This window comes from Glycomyces sp. NPDC046736, from assembly GCF_040645615.1.
Taxonomy (GTDB): Bacteria; Actinomycetota; Actinomycetes; order Mycobacteriales; family Micromonosporaceae; genus Glycomyces.
On sequence record NZ_JBEYYO010000021.1, the window covers coordinates 37,088 to 59,907 of the forward strand.

Sequence of the window (22,820 nt, forward strand, 5' to 3'; positions counted from 1 at the left end):
GTCGATGACCGAATCCGACCCCCGTCGACGGCGCGACCCCTCCTCCATCAGCCGAGCCCGTCGTTACACGCCTCGCGGACGCACCGTCCGCGAGGCGGCGGCGGGCTCGGAGGACAACCGCGCCCGCGAGAACGGCGCCCGCGACCGCGAAGCCGCCCGCCGCGAACGCAACCGCGCCGCCGCCGACGACACCGACGCACAACGCCCCGACGACCTCGCCGCACGCCGCCGCCGCGAGGCCGCCGCGCGCTCCCGCGAACGCCGCCAACGCGAAACCGGCGTCATCCCCGACGAGGCCCCCGCGCCCCGCACCCCACGCCGCCCCGCACCCGCGAAATCCGAACCGGCACGCCGAGACGACACCCGACGCACCCCCACCAACCGGACCGAACCGCGCCGCACCGGCACCGTCCGAAACACCGGAACGATCCGCAACACCGGCACCGTCGGCCCCCAACGGCGCGGCTCGACCCGCGCCACCGGCCCGATCTCGGTCCGCGCCGAACCACGCCTGCCCCGACTGGGAAGCCCGGCAAGACGCCTGCGCATGGCCTCGGCATTCGTCATGGTCCTCCTGGCGCTCTCCGGAATCCGACTCGTCCAACTCCAGGTCACCGACTCGGCCGTGTACGCCGCCGAAGCGATGAACCAGCGCCTGACCACCGAACCGCTCACCGCCGAACGCGGCGCCATCCTCGACCGCAACGGCAACCGGCTCGCCTACTCCATCGAATCGAACTACATCGCCGTCGACCCGGTCATGCTCAAAGGCGACGCCGCCGAAGTCGCCGAAGCGCTCTCCAGGCTCCTGCCCGTCCGCGCCTCCGAACTCGAACCGCTCCTCGCCACCGAGGCCACCCCCCAAGGCGACCCGATCCGCTTCCAATACCTCCAACGCGGCGTCTCCCTCAGCGTCGGCGACCAGATCCGCGACATGGCTGACCCCGGCCTCATCATCGGCCACGACGAACGCCGCGTCGTCCCCGGACACGACCTCGCGGCCAACGTCATCGGCTTCACCGGCGGCGACTCCGGCGAAGGTCTCGGCGGCCTGGAGCACACCTACGACTCCTGGCTGTCCGGCACCGACGGCGAAGTCTCCTACGAACGCAGCCAGTCCGGCCAGCCGATCCCCGGGGCGTTCTACCGCGAAGAACCCGCCGTGCCCGGCAAGGACATCCAACTGACCCTCGACTCCGACCTCCAGTTCCAGGTCCAGAAGATCCTCCAAGCCACAGTGGACGAACACGACGCCGAATTCGGGTCCGCGCTGGTGATGGAGGTCGGGTCGGGCGACATGCTCGCGATGGCCTCGACGCCGACGTACGACGCGGCCAACCCGTTCGAGGTCGACGACGACGAGGCGTACCGCGACTACTCCACACAGGCCACAGTGGACCCCGGTTCAATCCACAAGGCGATCGTGTTCGCCGCGGCCCTGGAGGAGGGCTGCATCGAGCCCGACGGGACGATGCCGGTGGCGCAGTCGATCAACAGGGGCGGCACCGACTACAAGGACGGTGTCAGCCACGGTGACGCGGTGCTGAGCCTGGCGGGAATCATCGCGCAGTCCTCGAACGTGGGCACGATCCAGCTCGCCGACTGCATCGGCAAGGAGAAGCTCTACGAGTACCAGCTCGCGTTCGGTCTCGGCGAGGTCTCCGGCGTGGGCGTCGAGGGGGAGGCCGCGGGCCTGCTCCAGCCGCCGGAACTGTGGTCGGGGACCTCGTACGGTTCGGTCCCGATCGGCCACGAGGGCACCGCGACCATGATGCAGATGGCGGCCATGTACGGCGCGATCGCCAATGACGGCGTGTATGTGCAGCCCAAGCTGGTCGACCACCGGATCGACGCGAACGGCGACGTGGTGGAGGAGGACGAGGAGCAGGTGACGCGGCGGGTGATCTCCACCGAGACCGCCGAGGACCTCCAATACCTCCTCCAGGCCCCGATCACGGCCGAGACCGGCACGGGCCGCCAGGCCCAGCTGGAGAACTACCACCTGGCGGGGAAGACCGGTACCGGCGGCCTGGTGGTCGACGGCGTGTACGCGCCGGGCAACGTGACCTCGTTCGTGGGATTCGCTCCGGCGGAGGACCCGCAGTACGTGGTGGCGGTGAGCGTCTACGTCCCCGACGGGGGCGGTGGCGGTTCGACCACCGGCCAGGCGTTCAAGGAGATCAACGAGTTCGCGTTGGGCTACTTCGGAGTCCGGCCCGCGACCGAACCGGCTCCCGAGTTCGACGTCTGGGGTTAGGCGGTCGCGGATTCGGGCGTGACGCTTCTCCGAAGTCTCCCTGAGGGGAATCGGAGGTCGGCCCCGGGCGTTAGCATCGAAGGCGTCAAGGAAGAAGGAGCCGATTGTTTTGAACGTTGACCCTTGGGCACTGTGTGAAGTCCTTGCCGAACCCCCGGAGGCGCGGGGCGCGGTCCTGCTGCACTTCCTCGACGGGTTCATGGACGCGGGGCAGGCGGGGCGCGGGGTCGTGGACCACCTGTTCAAGAACTTCGAGCACACACCGGTCGCGTCCTTCGACGTGGACCAGCTCATCGACTACCGCTCGCGGCGGCCCAACCTGACGTTCTCGATCGACCGCTGGTCCGATTTCGAGGCGCCCCAGCTGGTCGTCTACCTCATGCGCGACGCCTCGGGCCGCTCGTTCCTGCTCCTGACCGGCCCCGAACCCGATTTCGCGTGGGAACGGTTCGTCGACTCGGTGGAGGACCTGATCGAGCACTGGCATGTCCCGCTCACCCTGGGCTTCCAGGGCATCCCCATGGGCGTCCCGCACACGCGGTCCCTGGGCATGACGGTGCACGCCACCCGCCCCGAGCTCGTCTTCGACAACCGCCCGATGTTCAACGAGGTCACCGTCCCCGGCAACGCCGCTGGCCTGCTGGAGTACCGCCTCGGCGAATCCGGTCGCGACGCGATCGGCCTGTCGGTGCACGTGCCGCACTACGTCATGCAGATGACTTACCCGGCCGCCACGATCCGCCTCCTCGAAGGCATCCGCGAGGCCACCGGCCTCGACCTCCCCTCCGACGAGGAACTCGAACTCGAACGCGCCCAAGTCGACTCGGACATCGCCGAACAGGTCGCCGAATCCGACGAGGTCGCCGAAGTCGTGAAAACCCTTGAGGAGCAATACGACTCCTTCACCGAAGCCGCCGAGGCCGACGAAATGCTCCAAGACGGCCGCATGCCCACCGCCGACGAACTCGGCGCGGCCTTCGAACACTTCCTCGCCGAGCGCCAGCGAGGAGAGGACGACAAGTAGGGGCTCGCCGAGCGCCAGCGAGGAGAGGACGATAAGTAGGGGCTCGCCGAACGACCAACGAGGCGAGGACGACAAGTTATCCACAGCCCCAGGCTCGAACGTGTCACCTGCTCACGGAGTTATCCACAGCCAGAATCTTTTCCTTGAGGGTGTTGACTTTCTGTGTAAAGCTTGCCCCAGTTTTGGTGTAGGTAGGCGGTGAGTAGGGGAACCGCGCGGACCGCCACAAGACTCGGGCGCGGGGTGGCTCCCGCGTCCGGGCACCTCCACCAGACCGCGCAGCGCACAACTGGATACGAAGCGAGGGCCGGAGCCCCGCCAGGCCCCGGCCCTCGCTTACTCACACGAAACTACTTGTTGTGCTTGGCCTTCGAAGCCGAGCGGCCCCGTTCCTTCTGGTCCAGAACGACCTTGCGGATGCGAACGGTGTCGGGGGTGATCTCCACGCACTCGTCCTCGCGGCAGAACTCCAAGGACTGCTCAAGCGACAGCGCCCGCGGCGGGACCACGTTCTCGGTCGAGTCGGCCGAGGCCGCGCGCATGTTGGTGAGCTTCTTCTCCTTGGTGATGTTGACGTCCATGTCGTCCGAACGAGAGTTCTCGCCCACGATCATGCCCTCGTACACCTCGGTGGTCGGGCCCACGAACAGCGTGCCGCGCTCCTGGAGGTTGATCATCGCGAACGCGGTGACCGCCCCGGCCCGGTCGGCCACGAGCGAACCGTTGTTGCGGGTGCGCAGCTCGCCGAACCACGGCTCGTGCTTCTCGTAGATCGAGTGCGCGATGCCGGTGCCCCGGGTCTGGGTGAGGAACTCGGTGCGGAAGCCGATGAGGCCGCGGGAGGGCACGAGCCACTCCATGCGGATCCAGCCCGAACCGTGGTTCGTCATGGTCTCCATGCGGCCCTTGCGGCTCGCCATGAGCTGCGTGATCGCACCCAGGTGCTCCTCGGGGGAGTCGATGGTCAGGCGCTCGACCGGCTCGTGGGTCTTGCCGTCGATCTGCTTGGTGACCACCTCGGGCTTGCCCACGGTCAGTTCGAAGCCCTCGCGGCGCATCTGCTCGACCAGGATCGCCAGGGCCAGCTCGCCGCGACCCTGCACCTCCCACGCGTCCGGGCGCTCGGTCGGGAGGACCCGCAGCGACACGTTGCCGACCAGCTCGCGGTCGAGGCGGTCCTTCACCAGGCGCGCGGTGACCTTGTGGCCCTTGCCGCCCTTGCCGACCAGCGGCGAGGTGTTCGTCCCGATGGTCATCGAGATCGCCGGCTCGTCCACGGTGATCAGCGGCAGCGCCACCGGGTTCTCCGGGTCGGCGAGGGTCTCGCCGATCATGATGTCGGGGATCCCCGCGATGGCGCAGATGTCGCCGGGGCCGGCCATGTCGGCGGGCTTGCGGGTGAGCGCCTCGGTCATGAGCAGCTCGGTGATCCGCACGTTCGACATCGACCCGTCGCGCTTGATCCAGGTGACGGTCTGGCCCTTGCGCAGCTCGCCCTCCTCGACGCGGCACAGCGCGATGCGGCCGAGGAAGTTGTCGGCGTCGAGGTTCGTCACGTGCGCCTGGAGCGGCGCGCCCGGGGTGTACTCGGGGGCCGGGACGTGCTCGATGATGGTGTCGAAGAACGGCTTCAGCGAGTCCGAGTCCTCGGGGACAGTGCCGTCCTTGGGCTTGTTCAGCGACGCGACGCCGTCGCGCGCGCACGCGTAGACGATCGGGAACTCGATCTGCTCCTCGTCGGCGTCCAGGTCCAGGAACAGGTCGTACGTCTCGTTGACGACCTCGTCGATGCGGGCGTCGGGACGGTCGGTCTTGTTGATGCACAAGATGACCGGGAGCCGCGCGGTGAGCGCCTTGCGCAGCACGAAGCGCGTTTGGGGCAGCGGGCCCTCGGAGGCGTCGACCAGGAGCACCACCGCGTCGACCATGGACAGGCCGCGTTCGACCTCGCCGCCGAAGTCGGCGTGGCCGGGCGTGTCGATGATGTTGATGACCATCGCCGAGTCGTCGGCGGGGTTCGTGTAGTGGACCGCGGTGTTCTTCGCGAGGATCGTGATGCCCTTCTCGCGTTCAAGGTCACCCGAGTCCATGACGCGGTCGTCGACGGCCGCGCCCTCGCGGAAGGCGCCGGCCTGCTTGAGCATGGCGTCGACGAGCGTGGTCTTGCCGTGGTCGACGTGGGCGACGATGGCGATGTTTCGCAGATCAGAGCGTGTAGACACGACGACCATTGTCGCCTAAGCACAGGACCGGTCTGGCGTCAACCCTGGTGATCGCGGCCACCCCGGTGGAGGAATGTTCACATTACTGCATTCCATGACGGAAAATCCCTCACTGCTTACACTCCCTGGGTATGGGCGTAATCCATATCTCCATCCGATTCGTTATGGTCCTCGCGCTCGCCGCCGGAGCGATCCTCGTCGGCGCGCTCCCCGGCTACGCCAAGATCACCGGCGCGGTCGTCTCCACCGCGGAGGGCCCGCTCAACGTGCGATCCGGGCCCGCCACCGACCAGAAATCCGCCGGCACCCTCGCCAGAGGCGCCAGTCCCGAGGTCTTCTGCAAGGCCCGCGGCGAGCAGATCCGCGGCCACGTGCGCAACACCTCCACCTGGCTCAACATCGGCAAGGGCCGCTGGATCTCCGAGGCCTACATCGTGTGGTCCCCGTTCCAGAACGTGCCCTGGTGCGCAGCCGCCAAGGAAGTGGCCACCGTCTCCAAGGTCACCACCGCCGGCGGCGAACTCAACGTGCGCGCCGCCGCCAACTCGACCTCGGGCCGCCAAGGCGGCCTCGCCAACGGCGCCGCCGTCCTCGTCCAATGCCAGGTCTGGGGCCAGGAGGTCAACGGCACCGCCGGCAAGTCCGGCGTCTGGTACCAGGTCGGCAGCAAACGCTTCGTCTCCTCCGCCTACATCAAATGGAGCTCGGGCCAGCCATGGCTGCCCTGGTGCGGCCAAGACGCGCCCACCGTCCCGCGCGGCGGCCAGATCGGCTTCATCCAGTCCCACGCCCCCGCCGCGAAGGCCAGCGACAAAGCCACAGGCGTGCCCGCCTCGGTCACCCTCGCCCAGGCGATCCTGGAGACCGGCTGGGGCAAGGGCGCTCTCGCCCGCGAGGACCACAACCTGTTCGGCATGAAGTGCTTCGGATCGCCCGGCGACCACGCGATCGGGTGCCGCGACTACGCCACGTTCGAGTGCAGCCCCACCGCCGGGTGCTTCGACATGAAGGCGACCTTCCGCGCTTACGCGAACGTGGCCGACTCCTACCGCGACCACGGCGAACTGCTGTCGAACTGGGCCCGCTACGACACGGCGATGTCGCACGCAGACGACCCGAAGCGCTTCGCCAAGGAGATACAGAAGGCCGGCTACGCGACCGACCCGAAGTACGCCGAGAAGCTCATCGGAATCATGGACCAGTACGACCTGTACCAGTACGACTGACCGCCGCGGCGGACACGGGCCCCGAGCAGCCGCTCCGGGCCCGTTCAGCTCTCCGCGAATCATGAGGCGAAGGTCACACTTGCGACGGAAACCGCAGGATGCGGCGAGGTAGCCTCGAACAGCGGCCCTCGACAGCGTCATGTTCGAACAGCGGGCCTCCCAGAACTGTCGGACCCGAACGTTAGATTCCCACCGTGGCCAACGAGCACCGTCTTCCAGATGCACCGTCGATCGAACCCAGCGCGCACTCGAGCACCATCGTCGTTCGCGGCGCGCGCGAGCACAACCTCAAGGACGTCGACCTCGACCTGCCCCGCGACTCCTTGATCGTCTTCACGGGGCTGTCCGGCTCCGGGAAGTCCTCCCTGGCGTTCGACACGATCTTCGCGGAGGGCCAGCGCCGCTACGTCGAGTCGCTCTCGGCCTACGCCCGCCAGTTCCTCGGCCAGATGGACAAGCCTGACGTCGACTTCATCGAGGGCCTGTCCCCGGCGGTGTCGATCGACCAGAAGTCGACCTCGCGGAACCCGCGTTCGACCGTCGGCACGATCACCGAGATCTACGACTACATGCGGCTCCTGTTCGCGCGCGTGGGCGTCCCGCACTGCCCCGTCTGCGGCGAGGAGATCGGCCGCCAGTCGCCGCAGCAGATCACCGACCAGATCATGGCGATGCCCGAGGGCACCCGCTTCCAGGTGCTCGCGCCGGTCGCGCGCAAGCGCAAGGGCGAGTTCCTGGAGCTGTTCGCCGACCTCCAGCAGCAGGGTTACGCCCGTGCGCGGGTAGACGGCGTGGTGTACGCGCTGACCGATGTGCCGAAGCTGAAGAAGCAGGAGAAGCACGACATCGACGTGGTGATCGACCGCCTGGTCGTGAAGCCCTCGTCGGTGCAGCGCGTCACCGACTCGGTGGAGTCGGCGCTCGGGCTGGCCGACGGCGTGGTCGTGCTCGACTTCGTCGATGTCGCCGAGGACGATCCGGCGCGCACGCGGCGGTTCTCCGAGAAGCTCGCCTGCCCGAACGACCATCCGCTCACGCTCGACGAGCTGGAGCCGCGCACGTTCTCGTTCAACGCGCCGTTCGGCGCGTGCCCGGTGTGCCATGGCCTGGGGGTGCGCAAGGAGGTCGACCCGGATCTGGTGATCCGCGACCAGGAGGCCACGATCCGGTCCGGGGCGCTGGCGCCGTGGTCGTCGGTGGGCATGGGCGATTACTTCCTGTACCAGATCGCGTCGCTGGGCGAGGCGGTCGGTTTCGACGTGGACACGCCGTGGGCGGATCTGCCGTCGCGGGCCCAGAAGGCCGTGCTGTACGGGCATGACGAGACGCTTCAGGTGTCATACCGCAACAAGCGGGGTCAGAAGCGTTCGTACGAGACGCGGTTCGAGGGCGTCGTGCCGTGGGTCGAGCGTCGTCACCATGAGACCGACTCGGAGTGGACGCGGGAGAAGTACGAGCTCTTCATGCGGGAGATCCCGTGTTCGACGTGTGCCGGGACGCGGCTCAAGCCGGAGGTCCTGGCGGTCACGGTCGAAGGCTTGTCGATCCATGAGGTCTGCACGCTGTCGATCGCCGAGTGCGCGTCGTTCTTCAACGCGCTCAAGCTTTCCGACCGGGATTCGATGATCGCCGCGCCGATCGTCAAGGAAGTCACGGCGCGACTTCAGTTCCTGCTCGACGTCGGTTTGGACTATCTGACGCTCGCTCGCGCCTCGGGGAGCCTTTCGGGCGGTGAGGCGCAGCGCATCCGGCTCGCGACGCAGATCGGCGCGGGCCTGGTGGGGGTGCTGTACGTGCTCGACGAGCCGTCGATCGGTCTGCACCAGAGGGACAACAACCGGCTCATCGCGACGCTGGAGCGCTTGCGGGACTTGGGTAACACGCTGATCGTGGTCGAGCATGACGAGGACACGATCCGCATCGCCGACCACATCGTCGACATCGGCCCTGGGGCCGGGGAGCACGGCGGGGCGGTCATCTACTCCGGCCCGGTGGCCGGTCTCACCGATGCCGAGGGGTCGATCACCGGTGACTACGTGGCGGGCCGCCGGCATATCCCGGTGCCGGAGAAGCGACGGAAGGCCGATCCTTCGCGGGAGCTGGTCGTCAAGGGCGCCACGGAGAACAACCTGAAGGGCGTGGATGTGGCGTTCCCGATGGGTTGCATGGTGTCGGTGACGGGCGTGTCGGGTTCGGGCAAGTCGACGCTGGTGAACGAGATCCTGTACAACACGCTGGCCGCGGAGATCAACGGCGCGAAGCTGGTGGCGGGGCGGCACCGCACGATCACCGGCCTTGACGGGGTCGACAAGGTCGTGGGCGTGGACCAGTCGCCGATCGGGCGCACGCCGCGTTCGAACCCCGCGACGTATACGGGCGTGTTCGACAAGGTCCGGAAGCTGTTCTCGGGTACGCCGGAGGCGAAGGTCCGCGGTTGGGGGCCGGGGCGGTTCTCGTTCAACGTCAAGGGCGGGCGCTGCGAGGCGTGCTCGGGTGACGGCACGTTGAAGATCGAGATGAACTTCCTGCCTGACGTGTACGTGCCGTGCGAGGAGTGCGGCGGGGCGCGGTACAACCGCGACACGCTGAAGGTGCACTACCGGGGCAAGACGATCTCTGACGTGCTGGACATGCCGATCGAGGAGGCCGCGGAGTTCTTCGAGCCGATCCAGTCGATTCACCGGCATTTGAAGACGCTGGTGGACGTGGGCTTGGGGTATGTGCGCCTGGGGCAGCCGGCGCCCACGTTGTCGGGCGGTGAGGCGCAGCGGGTGAAGCTCGCGTCGGAGTTGCAGAAGCGCTCGACGGGCAAGACGGTGTACATCTTGGACGAGCCGACCACGGGCCTGCATTTCGAGGACGTGCGCAAGCTTCTCGGGGTGCTCGACGGGTTGGTGGACAAGGGGAACACGGTGATCACGATCGAGCACAACCTTGAGGTGATCAAGTGCTCGGACTGGGTGATCGACCTCGGCCCTGAGGGCGGCGACAAGGGCGGCACGCTCGTGGCGGCCGGTACGCCCGAGGAGGTCGCGGCGATCGCCGCGAGTCACACCGGTGACTACCTGCGGCCGCTGCTCGGCCTTGATGGCAAGGGCAACGGTGACGGGCCTGCGGCGAAGCGGGCGCGAAGTGGCAACGCGCGGAAGAAGGCTGTGGCGAAGAAGACGGTGGCGAAGGCGACCGCGAAGCGCTGAGCGAACGGGCAGCGGCGGTCGGGCGATAGCCCGGCCGCCGCTCGCGGTTTGCGGGGAGTAGGGCGGCAGTTCGCGGCGGGTTGCCCGACCCCCGCGGTCGGGCGTGTCGCCACTGAGTCGCCCCCGAATCAATTATCGCGCGAGGCACCGACACTCCTCGCCGCTGACGCTGACGCTGACGCTGACGCTGACGCTGACGCTGACGCTGACGCTGACGCTGACGCTGACGCTGACGCTGACGGCTCTCGCGCGTGAGCTTCACTCGTTTAGCGGGGTTGTCGTACCTTCGCGCGATCATTGCAGTCGGGGGCAGTCGAGTTTGGACACGCCCGAGCGCGGGGGGCGACACACGCGGTCGGGCGTGTCGGGATTCAGCTACCCCCGGTTCACATGATCGCGCGAGGGTCTGACATTTCTGGTGGCGTTTGCGAGGTGGCGGTGTTCGATCGGTTATCGGGTTCGGTTGCGACACTTTCGGACTCGGCCGGGTCGGTTCGTGTTTTTGCGGGGTTCGGTTGCGAGGATTGGGCGGTGTTGCTCGTGCTCGGTGCCGTTGGTGGGTTGTTGGTGGTTCCCGCTGTGGTGTTCGTGGTGCGGGTTGGCGCCGGGAGGCGGGCGAATTCTGGCTTGGTCGGGTTCGTGTGCGTTGCGGCCTCGCTCTTGGTGGTGTGGAGCGCGAGTGGGGTGCTGCATGCCGGCGCGCTTTCGCTTGTCGTGGTTTCGGGGATCGCGGCCGGGTGGATTGATGCGTATGAGCGGCGTCTTCCTGACCTGCTGATCTTGCCTTTGTATCCGGCTGTCGGGTCGTTGCTCGTCGCGACTGGGGATGCCGACCTCATGCTTCGGGCTGTCGTCTGTGCTGCCGCTGGGATCGGTTTGTGCGGGGTCGGTTGTGCCACTGGGCAGCTCGGGTTCGGGGATCTCAAGCTTGCCGGGGTGCTCGGGCTCGTGCTCGGGTGGGATTCGTGGGGCACCGCCGCCGTCGCTGTGCTCGCCACCGTGGTCGTCGGTGGGGTGCAGGCCGCCGTGGTGCTCGCGCTCGGGCGTCACGATTTTCCCTACGGTCCCGCCATGCTCACCGGTGCCGCAGTCGCGCTCGCTGCCGCGCCCCTGCTTTGATCCACACCTTCGGAGACATTGACACAGTTGCATGTCTTACTTAGTCTAAGTCTTACGTGTAAGTCTCGATCCGTAAGGAACCGCTTATGAATCGCAAACACCTCCCGGGCCGGAGGCTGGCCGCCGTCGGCGTCAGCCTCGCCGTGCTCGGGTCCTCCCTAGTGGCGGCGGGGCTCGTGTCCTCGGCGCAAGCGGCCCAGGGCCAGGCTGACGTCTGGGTCACCACGGCCGATCAGAGCAAGCTCCTCGCGCGGCAGCCGAGCGTCCCCTTCGGCAGCGGCGGCACCGGGCCGGTGATCACCGTCGACACCGGCACCACCTATCAGACGATGGACGGCTTCGGCGCCTCGTTCACCGACTCCTCCGCCTGGCTCGTCCAGAACGAGCTCGACCAGAGCCAGCGCGACCAGCTCATGCAGCGGCTCTTCGGCGATGACTCGGGGATCGGCCTGAGCATGGTCCGCCAGCCCTTCGGGGCCAGCGACTTCACCGCGAACAACGCCGACTACACCTACGACGACACGTGCTGCGACCTCGGCGACTTCTCCATCGGGCACGACCTGCCCTACACCGTCCCGATCCTCCAGCAGGCCAAGGCCATCAACCCCGACCTCAAGATCATGGGCACGCCGTGGACCGCCCCGGCGTGGATGAAGACCAACAACTCGCTCTTCGGCGGGCAGCTCGCGCCCGACCGGTTCGACGACTACGCCGACTACCTCGCGGCCACCGTGGAGGCGTATCGCTCCCACGGGCTTCCGATCTACGCGGTGACCCCGCAGAACGAGCCCCACCACGAGACCGGCTCCTATCCCTCGATGCGCATGACCTGGCAGGACCAGGCCGCGCTCATCGGAGACCACCTCGGCCCCGCACTCGAGGGCACCGGCACCAAGATCATCGCCTGGGACCACAACTGGGACGAGGCGTACTACCCGATCAACGTCCTGAACGACCCCGAGGCGAACCGGTACGCCGCCGGGAGCGCCTTCCACTGCTACGGCGGCGACGTCTCGGCGCAGAGCCAGGTCCACGACGCCCACCCGGGCAAGGACCTGTGGTTCACCGAGTGCTCCGGCGGCGAGTGGGCCACCGACTTCGGCGGCAACCTCAAGTGGAACATGCAGAACCTCGTGATCGGCTCGACCCGCAACTGGGCCAAGGGGATCACGCTGTGGAACATGGCGCTCGACCAGAACCACGGGCCCACCAACGGCGGCTGCGCCGACTGCCGCGGCGTCGTCACCGTCGACACCGGCAACGGCGCGGTGACCTACAACGTCGAGTACTACGTGCTGGGCCACATCAGCAAGTTCGTCGAGCCCGGAGCGACCCGCATCGCCTCCACCAGCACGCCCGGCGACATCGAGACCGTGGCCTTCCGCAACCCGGACGGCACGATCGCGCTCCTGGCGCTCAACGCGGGCTCGGGCGAGCGGACCTTCACCGTCTCCCAAGGCGGACAGGACTTCGGGTACACCCTCCCGGCCGGGGCCGTCGCGACCTTCACCTGGGACACCGGCGGCACGCAGCCGCCCGGCGACATCGACCAGAACGCGACCTACGCGATCGGGTCGGTCAGCAGCGGCAAGACCCTCGACGTGCAGGGCTGGTCGGTCGCGGACGGCGCTCTCGTGCAGCAGTGGGCCGACCACGGCGGCGAGAACCAGCGCTGGCGCTTCACCGATGCCGGTGGCGGGCACTGGCGGATCGACAACCTGCACTCGGGCAAGGCGCTGACCGTGGCGAACGGTTCGACGGCGAACGGCGCGGCGATCCATCAGGTGACCTATACGGGCGCGGCGAGCCAGCAGTGGCGGCTCGACCGGCTCGCGGACGGCACTTACGCGATCGTCAACCGCGGCAGCGGGAAGGCGCTCGACGTCAAGGACGTGTCGCAGGCGGACGGCGGCCTGATCCAGCAGTGGGACTACTTCGGCAGCGCCAATCAGCGCTGGAGGCTGACCCTGGACTGACCCGGGCGGCGATTCTGCGAATCTCCCTTGTCGACTCTGAGACGACGTTATATTCATGGCCGACCTGGCACGAAAGGGTCGCAAGGAGACACGAGTACTGAGAGGTGACAGTGATTCGTTTTATCGCCAAGACCGCCGTGGCGGCCGCCGCCGCGGGCGCCCTGGCCGCCGGGGCCGCTACCCCGGCCTTCGCCGCAGCACCGACCGAGGGGACGCACTACGACCCCTCCGACTTCGGCGGGGTCAACTTCCTGTCGAACCTGTGCATCGGCAACTGGAGCGGGGACGTCCTCTCCCTGCTCAACGTCGGCAAGAGCGACGTGACCAACCTGTGCAACGGCTGGGACCAGAACCCGAACGGCGTGAACGTCGCCTCCAACATCTGCGCCCTGAACTGGGACTGGAGCAACGCCGCGAGCCTGGGTCTGCTCGGCGTCTCGGACGTGGACAACGTCTGCAACTGGTCGTCGGAGGAACTGGCCGCCTCCGCGGAGTGAGGTGCGGGTTCACTCGAAACCGCGGGGCGGCCGCTGTGAAGCGGCCGCCCCGTCGCCGTGCCCGGGCTCACCCTGCCCGGTCACGGCCGATTGATGCTCAACTCGCCGAGCAGGTCACCGCCCCCGGGAGCACCGCGGTGCGGGCGTCCTTGGCGCCGATGAACCCGAACGAGAACGTCTTGCCCGGCTTGAGGGCCGCGCCGCCGGCGAGCGAACTCGCGGTCACCATGTGGCCGTCGAGGCTCACCTCGGCGCTCCACGACTGCACGATCGACTGCCCGGTCGGCAGAGCCCACCGCAGCGACACCGCGTTCAGTGGCACGTCCCCGGTGTTCTTGACCAGCACTTGGGCGTTGAACCCGCCCGGCCACTGCCCGTTGATGCGGTACTCGACCTGGCATGAGGGCGCGGTCCGCACGCCCCCGGTCTGGTCGGCCGCGAAGCTGGCGACCTGCGCGAGCGAGGCGTTCCAGTTGATCGTCAGCTCGTTGGTCGCCCACGACCCGATGTCGTCGATGTAGCAGCTCTGCGGGGCGCAACCGGACAGCCAGCGCTGCGCGATCGGGTCCCACGTGCCGGTCATCGAGTTCGGGCCGCCCGAGAGCGTCCCGGCCGGCGGGTTCGGTGAAGCCGGGTCGAGCTGGTTGGCGTACCAGCGGCTGTGCTGGTTCTTCGAGTAGTGCGAGCCGTAACCGGTCACATAGGAGTTCCCCAGCGCGTTGCGGCCCAGCACGTAGTCGAGTCCGGCGAACACGCCGTCCTTGTAGTGCCGTTCGCCGGTGAGGTCGAACGCGGCTCCGATGACGACGAGGCGGTTGAGGACGACGCTGGTCGAACCCCATTCGAAGGTCCCGTCGGCGCCGTAGCCGAGGTCCCACGGGCTGGCGTCCTGCTCGGCGAGGTACACGTCGGCGCCGGCAACGACCTGCGCGACGAGCGCGTCGCGCTGCGGGAGCGCGTTGGGGACCGTGGCGAGGTCGAGCTTGGCCAGCTGCGCGACCGAGCCCCACCAGAAGCCGCCGTCGCTGAACGAGTCGGCCTCGTGGTGCTCGGAGGCGAGCACGAAGTCCTCATAGGTCTTCGCCCCGGTGGTCAGGAACAGTTCGGCTGCGGCCCAGTAGAACTCGTCGGTCACGTCGTCGTCCCCGTAGGGGCCGCCGCCCGCGCCGCGGTCGACGGCGTAGACCTCGGGGTTCGCGATCGCGGCGGCCCAGGCGGTCTCGGCCGCCTCCAGGGCCTCGGCGGCGAAGTCGGGGTCGTACGGTTCGAACAGACGCGCGGCCTGCGCGGCCGCGGCCGCGAGGTTGAGCGTGGCCGCCGTGGACGGCGGCTCCAGGAACCGCTCCTCGGGGTCGTCGGCGGGCATGAGCGGCAGGCCGGTCCAATTCTCGTCGTGGATCTTGTGGTGTGCCATGCCCGCGAGTTCTTCACCGGCCGGAACCTGCATGGACATCAGGAACTCGACTTCCCAGCGGGCCTCGTCGAGGACGTCGGGGACGCCGTCGCCGTGCTCGGGCACCCGCAGGCTCCCGTCGCCGAGCCGGTCGGCGTCGCCGGTGGGGGCGTACAGCGCCCGCTCGTAGATCGCCATGAGCTGGGCGACCGAGATGCCGCCGTTGACGACGTACTTGCCGTGGTCGCCCGCGTCGTACCAGCCGCCGGTGACGTCCAGGGTGTAGTCGCAGGCCCCGCCGTAGCAGGTCACCGCGCCGTCGCCGCGGTTCGGGGCGACGTCGACGTGCCCGGCCTCGCGCCCGTATCCGGGAGCGATCGCGTCGTCGATCGCGATGCCCGAACGCTGCGGGTAGTAGAAGGACAAGGCGTCGACCGCGAGGTCCCCGTAGGCGTCGGTGCCGATCGCGAACGGGTAGGAGGTCTCGCCGTCGGCGGTGAGCGTGAAGCCCTCGCCCGCGGCCGAGACACTGGAGAAGTCGATGACGTGGACCGACTCGCCCGAGGTGGGCTCGTCCCCGTACGGCGTCGAGTCGCCCTCGGCCACCACGGTTCCGGCCGCGTCGTGCAGCTGCCACGGCACGGCGTCTTCGGCGTCGGTCACGAGCGTTGCCCGCTTGGGGCCGTCGGGCAGGTAGGAGACCTGGTTGACGCGGACCCGGGGCCCGGTGTCGGGGTCGTAGACCGGCGGTTCGGCGTCGGTGAGCAAGGCGACCTCCGAGAGGCAGAACTGCCAAGGCGATGCGTTGCGCCCGATCTGGAACGCCAGCTGCGCGGCCTCCCAGTCGGCGGCGGCGGTGAACGTGTAGCTGAACTGCTGCGGCTCGGCGGTGAAGGCCGGGAACTCCTCCATCGCGGTGAGCCAGGGGTCGACCGGCTGCTGGACGAGGGCGCGCACGCTCACGTCGGCCGAAGCGCGGGCGGTGAACTGGAGCTCGTAGGACTCGCCCGCGGCCAGCGGGAGGCCGTCTTGGCCGAGGATCGCGTCCCACGGGTTCAGGGTCCCGCCGGGCACGTCGACGCACCATTCGCCGTCGGCCACCGATCCGGTGAGGTTCTCGGTGGTCCACCAGCCGGTGGTGCCGTCGGCGAAGTCGCCGTTGGTGATGAGGTCGCTGGGCTCCTCTTCCTGCGCCTGCGCGGTCGGAGCGGCGGCAACCGCTCCCACGGCGAGTGCGCTCGCGGCGGCGAGCATGAGCCCCCGGCGTGCGCGGCGGACGGGTGGGGCCAGTGATCGCTGTGGCATGAAGGGGCTCTCCTCTGCGAAATTGGGAGCGTTACCATCAGCATCCTGTCATCAATAGTGATCAATGTCAATATGCGAACCTGTACGAACCGTAGGCAAGCGGTCGCCTTGAGCCTCTACGCTTCCGGCGGCGGCCCGCTCGTCCCTCGCACCACGAGCTTCGACTCCAGCTTCAGCGCCTGGCCCGCCTCCCTGACCCCGCGCAGCTGCTCGTCGGCCGCCTGCACCGCGAGCCGCGCCAGGCGCGGCACGTCCTGTCGCACCGTGGTCAAGTCGATGTGGCTGAGCCCGGCGATGTGGCTGTCGTCGTAGCCCACGATCGAGACCTGCTCGGGGATCTTCACCCCCGCCCGAGTGAACACGTCGAGCAGCCCCAGCGCGCACTGGTCGTTCGCAGCGAACACCGCCGTGGGCAGCGGCCCGTCCTCGCTCAGCAGCAGCCGCGCGGCCTCCGACCCGCCCTCCTGGCAGTAGTTCCCCGGGATCACCCGCGGCGCCAGGCCGTGCCCGCGCATCGCGTCCCGGTAGGCCCGCCGCCGCTCCGGCCCGCCCGACCGCGACCCCGCGTCCACGTGCACGATCGACCGGTGCCCCAGTCCCACCAGGTAGTCCACGACCTCCCGCGCGCCCGGGCGGTCGTAGGAGGTCACCACGTCCACGCCCGCGTCCTTGAGGTGGCGCCCGATCACCACCGTCGGCACCCGTCGCCCCAGCGAGGCCACCTCGGCGTCGGCGATGTTCGGCCCGCACAGCAGCAGCGCCTCGCTGCGGTGCCCCACCAGCGCCTCGATCGCCTTGTGCTCGTCGTGCGAGGGCACCACCGCGCTCAGCACCAGGTCGTAGCCCAGCTCCTCGGCCGCCGGATACACCGCCTCCACCAGGTCCACGTGGTAGGGATTGCGCGGGGTGAACAGCACCCCCAGGACCTTGCTGCGCCCGCGCGCGAGCAGCCGCGCGGCCATGTCGGGCTTGTAACCCAGCCGCGTCGCGGCCTCGAACACCCGCGCCCGCGTCTGCGCGCTCGCGCCCGGTTGGCCGCGGAACACCAGCGAGACCAGCGCCCGCGAGACGCCCACCTCCGCCGCGACGTCCGCCATCGTGGGCTTGCGCGACCGCGGTGCCGGGGTGCGGTCAGCGGAGCCTCGGATGCGTCGGGGACTCATCGCATCTTCGTCCTTCCGTCGTCCTCGTTCGCGCGGCAACCGTGTGACCTGCGATCTCGAATGTACGAGTGTAGTGGCCCCGTTCCATGGAACGCGCCTGCGCGAGTCCGCATCGCCCTGGTCGAACCCATGCGCCACAACAGCATCGCCGTCCCCTCCAGCAGCTTCCCCCTACCGGGCCGCCGCGGCCGCGCCCATCGGGTGGGATGCGAAGTCCACCAGGTGCCGAATCACACCCGCCCCAGTGGCAGACTTGACGGCGTGTTGCGATGGATGACTGCTGGAGAATCACACGGACCCGAACTCGTGGTCACGCTCGACGGACTCCCCGCCGGGATCGAGCTGGACACTGAGGCCGTGGCGGCCGAACTGGCCCGCCGCCGCCTCGGCTACGGCCGCGGCGCGCGCATGAAGTTCGAGGCCGACGTCGTGAACTTCATCGGCGGCGTCCGCCACGGCCGCACCCTCGGCTCGCCCGTCGCCATCCGGATCGGCAACTCCGAATGGCCCAAGTGGGAGACCGTGATGTCCGCCGACCCGGTCGACCCCGCCGAGCTCGAAGGCGTCGCCCGCAACGCGCCCCTGACCCGGCCCCGCCCCGGCCACGCCGACCTCGCCGGGATGCAGAAGTACGACCACGAGGACGCCCGCCCGATCCTGGAGCGCGCCTCGGCCCGCGAGACCGCCGCGCGCGTCGCCGGAGGCACCGCCGCCAAGGCCTTCCTCAAGCAGGCCTTCGGCATCGAGATCGTCTCCCACGTCAAGGCCCTCGGCCCGGTGCGCGCCAAGGACGGCCTCGTGCCCACACCCGCCGACGCCGCCGCCGTCGACGCCGATCCCCTGCGCTGCATGGACCCCGACGCGTCCGCGCGCATGGTCGCCGAAGTCGACGCCGCCAAGAAGGACGCCGACACCCTCGGCGGGGTGGTCGAAGTCCTCGCCTACGGCCTGCCGCCCGGGCTCGGCTCCCACGTCCAATGGGACCGCAAGCTCGACGCGCGCCTGGCCACCGCCCTCATGTCGATCCAGTCGGTCAAGGCCGTCGAGATCGGCGACGGCCTCATGCAGGCCGCCGTGCGCGGCTCCTCGGCCCACGACGAGATCGTGCCCGGCGCCGACGGCGTCGAGCGCCTCACCGACCGCGCGGGCGGCCTCGAAGGCGGCATCACCACCGGCCAGCCGCTGCGCGTCTCGGCCATGCTCAAGCCGATCTCCTCGCTCACCCGGCCCCTGCGCACCATCGACACCGTCACCGGCGAGGCCGCCGAGGCCATCAACCAGCGCTCCGACGTGTGCGCGGTGCCCGCCGGGGCCGTCGTGGCCGAGCACATGGTCGCCTACGTCCTCGCCGAAGCGGCCCTGGAGAAGTTCGGCGGCGACTCCGTGGGCGAATCGCGCCGCAACTTCGAGTCCTACCGCCAGCACCTGCGGGTCAAGTAGCCCGGCATCCGACCCGGCGGGCCCTCGCCCGCCGGTACCGCCGCCAACGCACCGGAGTGAACCCATGAGCCTGGTCGTCATCGTCGGGCCCCCCGGCTCGGGCAAGACCACGATCGGCCGCGCCCTGGCCGCCGCGCGCGGCGCGACCTTCCGCGACACCGACGCCGACATAGCGAGCGCCGCAGGGAAGTCCATCCCCGACATCTTCGTCGACGAAGGCGAGGAGCGCTTCCGCGCGCTCGAACGCGAAGCGGTCCGCCGAGCCGTGGCCGAACACGACGGCGTGCTCGCCCTCGGCGGCGGCGCGGTCCTGGCCGAGGCCACCCGCAAGATCCTCGCCGACGTCACCGTCGTCCACCTCCGCGTCGACCTCGGCGAAGCGGTCAAGCGCACCGAGATGGACCGGGGCCGCCCCCTCCTCCAGGTCAACCCCCGCGCCACCCTCCGCAGGCTCCTCGACGAGCGCCTCCCGCTCTACCGCGAGGTCGCCGACATCGAGATCGACACCACCGGAAGGGACGTGGACGACCTGGCCGCCGAACTGAACGCCCGCCTGAACGTCGCCACGGTGACCGTGAACGACGCCCAGACCCCCTACCCGGTCCTCATCGGACGCGGCACCGCCGCGCGCCTCCCCGAGTTCCTCGGCAAGGCCGCCCGCGTGGCCGTCCTCCACACCGCCAGCACTGCAGGGCTCGCCCAGCGCCTCGGCGACAGTCTCCCCGGCGGCGTCGAAGCGACCCTCATGGAACTTCCCGACGCCGAGGACGGCAAGACCGTCGCCGTGGCCGAGCAGTGCTGGGACGCCCTCGGCGCCGAAGGCTTCACCCGCACCGACCTCGTCGTCGGCGTCGGCGGCGGCGCCGTCACCGACCTCGCCGGATTCGTGGCCGCGTGCTGGCTGCGCGGCGTGGACGTCGTCCACGTCCCCACCTCGCTCCTGGGCGCGGTCGACGCCGCGGTCGGCGGCAAGACCGGCGTCAACACCGCCGCCGGGAAGAACCTCGTGGGCGCCTTCCACCCGCCCCGCGCCGTCCTGGTCGACCTCGACAACTTCGCGACCCTGCCGCGGGCCGACCTCGCCGCGGGCCTGGCCGAAGTCGTCAAAGCCGGATTCATCGCAGACCCCGTGATCCTCGACCTCATCGAAGCCGACCCCGAAGCGGCCCTGGACGCCTCCAGTCCCGTCCTCGCCGAACTGGTCGAACGCGCCATCGCCATGAAGGCCGCCGTGGTCGCCGCAGACCTCAAGGAAGGGGGGCTGCGCGCGATCCTCAACTACGGGCACACCTTCGCCCACGCCATCGAGAAGCTCGAGCACTACCGCTGGCGGCACGGCGACGCCGTCGCCGTCGGCATGGTCTACGCCGCCCACCTCGGCGCGCTCACCGGCCGCGCCGACCTCGTCGGCCGCACCAAAGCCGCGCTCGAAGCCCTCGGCCTGCCCACCACTTACGAGGCCGGACGCTGGGACGACCTCCTCAAGGTCATGCTCATCGACAAGAAGAACGTCGGCGCGACCCAGCGGTTCGTGCTCCTCGACGCGCTGGCCGCGCCGGTCGTGGTCGAGGACGTGACGACCGAGCAGCAGCGCGAGGCGTATGAGAGGCTGACGGCATGAGCGACGACCTGAAGGTGCTGGTCCTGAACGGCCCCAACCTCAATCGCCTCGGCAAACGCGAGCCCGAGATCTACGGCCGCACCACCTTCGACGACCTCGCCGCCACCTTGGTCGCGCACGGCCGCAAGCGCTCCCTCGACGTCGACGTGCGCCAGACCAACAACGAAGGCGAACTCATCGACTGGCTGCACGAGGCCGCCGACCACGGCCACCCGGTGGTGCTCAACGCCGCCGCCTGGACCCACACGTCGGTGGCGATCGGCGACGCCTGCGCGCAGCTCACCGGGCTCCTCATCGAGGTCCACATCTCCAACGTCCACCGCCGCGAGCCCTTCCGGCACCACTCCTACATCTCGGCCCACGCCACCGGCGTCATCGTGGGCCTCGGCGTCCGCGGTTACGAGCACGCGCTCGACTTCATCGCCGACGAGACGCAGACCGACGCCGAGTAGCCCGACTGCGCCGCTGGACACAGCCGCAGCGGGTGCAGCGGTGACCTGCGGGCCCGCCCGCTACCATTGACGGTCGGTCAAGTCTGAACCTCTACTGAAAGAGACGAACGCCCGTGGCATCCACGAACGATCTCAAGAACGGCCTGGTGCTCAACCTGGAGGGCCAGCTCTGGCAGGTGCAGGAGTTCCAGCACGTCAAGCCCGGCAAGGGCCCCGCGTTCGTGCGCACCACCCTCAAGCAGATCCCCTCGGGCAAGATCGTCGACAAGACCTTCAACGCCGGCACCAAGGTCGAGACCGCCAACGTCGACCGCCGCACGATGTCCTACCTCTACAAGGAGGGCGAGGACTTCGTGTTCATGGACATGGAGACCTACGACCAGTTCCCGCTGGGCCCGGGCCTGGTCGGCGACGCCGCCAAGTTCATGCTGGAGAACTCCGAGGTCACCATCGCCTGGCACGACGGCAAGGCGCTCTACGTCGAGCTGCCCGCCTCGGTCGAGCTCGTGATCACCTACACCGAGCCGGGCCTCCAGGGCGACCGCTCCTCCGGCGGCACCAAGCCCGCCACCGTCGAGACCGGCGCGCAGGTCCTCGTGCCGCTGTTCATCGACAACGGCGAGAAGATCAAGGTCGACACCCGCGACGGCAAATACCTCTCGCGGGCATAGGGGTGGCGAACCAGGGAAGCGGACCCGACCGGCTGACCGCGCGCACCAAGTGGCGGATGCGGGCCGTCGAGATCCTCTACGAGGCCGAGAGCCGCGACATCGCGCCCTCGAAGGTGCTCGCCGAACGCGCCTCCCGCGCCGTCGCCGACCCCGAGGCCCCGCGCCTGCCCGCGTACGCCGAGCAGCTCGTGCGCGGCGTGGCCTTGAAGATCGATGAGCTCGACGACGCGATCGGCAAGGCCGCCTCGGGCTGGGCCGTGGAGCGGCTGCCCGCCGTGGACCGCAACGTCCTGCGCGTGGGCCTCTACGAGATCCGCCACGTCGAGGACGTGGACACCGCCGTGGCCATCAAGGAGGCCATGCGTGTGGCCGAGCAGATCGGCTCCTCCGACGACACCTCGTTCGTCAACGCCGTCCTCGACGCCGCCGCGAAGGCCCAGTAGCCAAGGCGCACAAGCAGAAAAGGCCGGGCCCACCGCGATGGCGGGCCCGGCCTCTTCGTCCAGGCACGAAGAAAGACCGGGCCTTCCGATCCAAGGCCCGGCCTCCTGCGGGAGTGTCTACTCCTCCGAGGCGAAGAACGCCTGGAGGTCGTGGACGAGGACTCCGAAGTCCTCGAGCTTCTCGATCAGGCCCGAGGGCGTGGTCGAGTAGACCACCGCGAGGGTGTAGAGGTCGTCGGCGCGGATCGAGAGGATCCGGCCGTTGTAGTCGCCCCGGCGCTGCTGGATCGATCGGGCCAGCTTGGCCACGTGCTCCAGGTCGGAGTCGGGGTGGTCGTACAGCGCCTCCAGGTTGAGGACGATCTTCTCGGCCTGCTCGACCGGGAGCGGCACGCCCTCGGGGAGCAGCTCGGAGACGGGGATGCGGTAGAAGTCGGCCAGTTCCGCCAGGCGGCTGACCGTGATCGAGCGGTCGCCCCGCTCGTATGAACCGATGACGACGGCCTTCCACTTGCCGCCGGACTTGTCCTCCACGCCTTGCAGCGACAGGCCCTGCTGCATGCGGATGTCACGCAGCCGGTTGCCGAGCGCCTTGGCGTAGTCAGATGTCGCCATGCTGGGATCAACTCCAATTTTCGGTACGAGAGGAACCCTATTGTTGACTACGGTCGGTGACCATCGGCCGTTGGGGTGCCCCCGAACAGTGTTCTTCGTCGCCTGAGGCCCCCATTACCGCCGTGCAAACCCCAGTAAATCAGGCATCGAGGGTGATTTCAACGGTCAGTCTTTGGGATCGGCCTTTACGCTCCGTCAC

At 69.0% G+C, this 22,820-nt stretch carries 16 protein-coding genes; 12 read left to right on the forward strand and 4 right to left on the reverse strand.

Annotated features, from left to right (window positions below):
• Window positions 1-4: 4 nt before the first annotated feature.
• Window positions 5-2,257 carry a penicillin-binding protein 2 gene (locus AB0B28_RS19125; RefSeq protein WP_360123001.1) on the forward strand — a complete coding sequence of 751 codons (2,253 nt, stop codon included), beginning with the start codon at window positions 5-7 and terminating at the stop codon, window positions 2,255-2,257.
• Window positions 2,258-2,366: 109 nt separating this feature from the next.
• Complete coding sequence (locus AB0B28_RS19130) at window positions 2,367-3,281, forward strand: PAC2 family protein (protein WP_360123004.1); 915 nt, start codon at window positions 2,367-2,369, stop codon at window positions 3,279-3,281.
• A gap of 350 nt (window positions 3,282-3,631) precedes the next feature.
• On the opposite strand, the gene typA is transcribed toward AB0B28_RS19130, so the two are convergent.
• Complete coding sequence (gene typA, locus AB0B28_RS19135) at window positions 3,632-5,503, reverse strand: translational GTPase TypA (protein WP_360123007.1); 1,872 nt, start codon at window positions 5,501-5,503, stop codon at window positions 3,632-3,634.
• Between the two features lie 131 nt (window positions 5,504-5,634).
• On the opposite strand from typA, the gene gsmA reads away from it, so the two are divergent.
• The 5 genes from gsmA to AB0B28_RS19160 all read left to right on the forward strand — a co-directional run bounded on the left by gsmA (window position 5,635) and on the right by AB0B28_RS19160 (window position 13,518).
• Window positions 5,635-6,729, forward strand: coding sequence for a sporangiospore maturation cell wall hydrolase GsmA (gene gsmA / locus AB0B28_RS19140; protein WP_360123010.1), 1,095 nt, complete (start codon window positions 5,635-5,637; stop codon window positions 6,727-6,729).
• Window positions 6,730-6,986: 257 nt separating this feature from the next.
• A complete protein-coding gene (uvrA, locus tag AB0B28_RS19145) occupies window positions 6,987-9,926 on the forward strand; it encodes an excinuclease ABC subunit UvrA (RefSeq protein ID WP_360123185.1) in 2,940 nt (979 codons plus the stop codon).
• Window positions 9,927-10,457: 531 nt separating this feature from the next.
• Window positions 10,458-11,045: an A24 family peptidase gene (locus tag AB0B28_RS19150; protein WP_360123013.1), complete on the forward strand. Its 588-nt coding sequence runs from the start codon at window positions 10,458-10,460 to the stop codon at window positions 11,043-11,045.
• Window positions 11,046-11,131: 86 nt separating this feature from the next.
• Window positions 11,132-13,021: an RICIN domain-containing protein gene (locus tag AB0B28_RS19155; RefSeq protein WP_360123016.1), complete on the forward strand. Its 1,890-nt coding sequence runs from the start codon at window positions 11,132-11,134 to the stop codon at window positions 13,019-13,021.
• Between the two features lie 110 nt (window positions 13,022-13,131).
• Window positions 13,132-13,518: a hypothetical protein gene (locus AB0B28_RS19160; RefSeq protein WP_360123019.1), complete on the forward strand. Its 387-nt coding sequence runs from the start codon at window positions 13,132-13,134 to the stop codon at window positions 13,516-13,518.
• Between the two features lie 97 nt (window positions 13,519-13,615).
• On the opposite strand, the gene AB0B28_RS19165 is transcribed toward AB0B28_RS19160, so the two are convergent.
• Both AB0B28_RS19165 and AB0B28_RS19170 read right to left on the reverse strand, forming a co-directional pair.
• Window positions 13,616-16,216, reverse strand: coding sequence for a glycoside hydrolase family 9 protein (locus tag AB0B28_RS19165; protein WP_360123022.1), 2,601 nt, complete (start codon window positions 16,214-16,216; stop codon window positions 13,616-13,618).
• A 116-nt stretch (window positions 16,217-16,332) separates the two neighbouring features.
• Complete coding sequence (locus AB0B28_RS19170; RefSeq protein ID WP_360123025.1) at window positions 16,333-17,379, reverse strand: LacI family DNA-binding transcriptional regulator; 1,047 nt, start codon at window positions 17,377-17,379, stop codon at window positions 16,333-16,335.
• Between the two features lie 261 nt (window positions 17,380-17,640).
• Here AB0B28_RS19170 and aroC point away from each other — a divergent pair, with 261 nt between their 5' ends.
• From aroC to nusB, 5 genes are all read left to right on the forward strand, one after another.
• Entirely contained in the window at window positions 17,641-18,819 is a 1,179-nt protein-coding gene (aroC, locus tag AB0B28_RS19175; RefSeq protein WP_360123028.1) for a chorismate synthase, read from the forward strand.
• A 64-nt stretch (window positions 18,820-18,883) separates the two neighbouring features.
• Entirely contained in the window at window positions 18,884-20,440 is a 1,557-nt protein-coding gene (gene aroB, locus AB0B28_RS19180) for a 3-dehydroquinate synthase (RefSeq protein ID WP_360123031.1), read from the forward strand.
• 8 nt (window positions 20,441-20,448) lie between these two features.
• On the forward strand, window positions 20,449-20,892 hold the full coding sequence (gene aroQ / locus AB0B28_RS19185) for a type II 3-dehydroquinate dehydratase (protein ID WP_360123188.1): 444 nt from the start codon (window positions 20,449-20,451) through the stop codon (window positions 20,890-20,892).
• A 113-nt stretch (window positions 20,893-21,005) separates the two neighbouring features.
• On the forward strand, window positions 21,006-21,563 hold the full coding sequence (gene efp, locus AB0B28_RS19190) for an elongation factor P (RefSeq protein WP_360123034.1): 558 nt from the start codon (window positions 21,006-21,008) through the stop codon (window positions 21,561-21,563).
• 2 nt (window positions 21,564-21,565) lie between these two features.
• Window positions 21,566-22,006 carry a transcription antitermination factor NusB gene (gene nusB, locus AB0B28_RS19195; RefSeq protein ID WP_360123037.1) on the forward strand — a complete coding sequence of 147 codons (441 nt, stop codon included), beginning with the start codon at window positions 21,566-21,568 and terminating at the stop codon, window positions 22,004-22,006.
• Window positions 22,007-22,123: 117 nt separating this feature from the next.
• On the opposite strand, the gene AB0B28_RS19200 is transcribed toward nusB, so the two are convergent.
• Window positions 22,124-22,621, reverse strand: a complete 498-nt coding sequence (locus tag AB0B28_RS19200; protein ID WP_030156643.1) for a transcriptional regulator — start codon at window positions 22,619-22,621, stop codon at window positions 22,124-22,126.
• Window positions 22,622-22,820 lie beyond the last annotated feature (199 nt).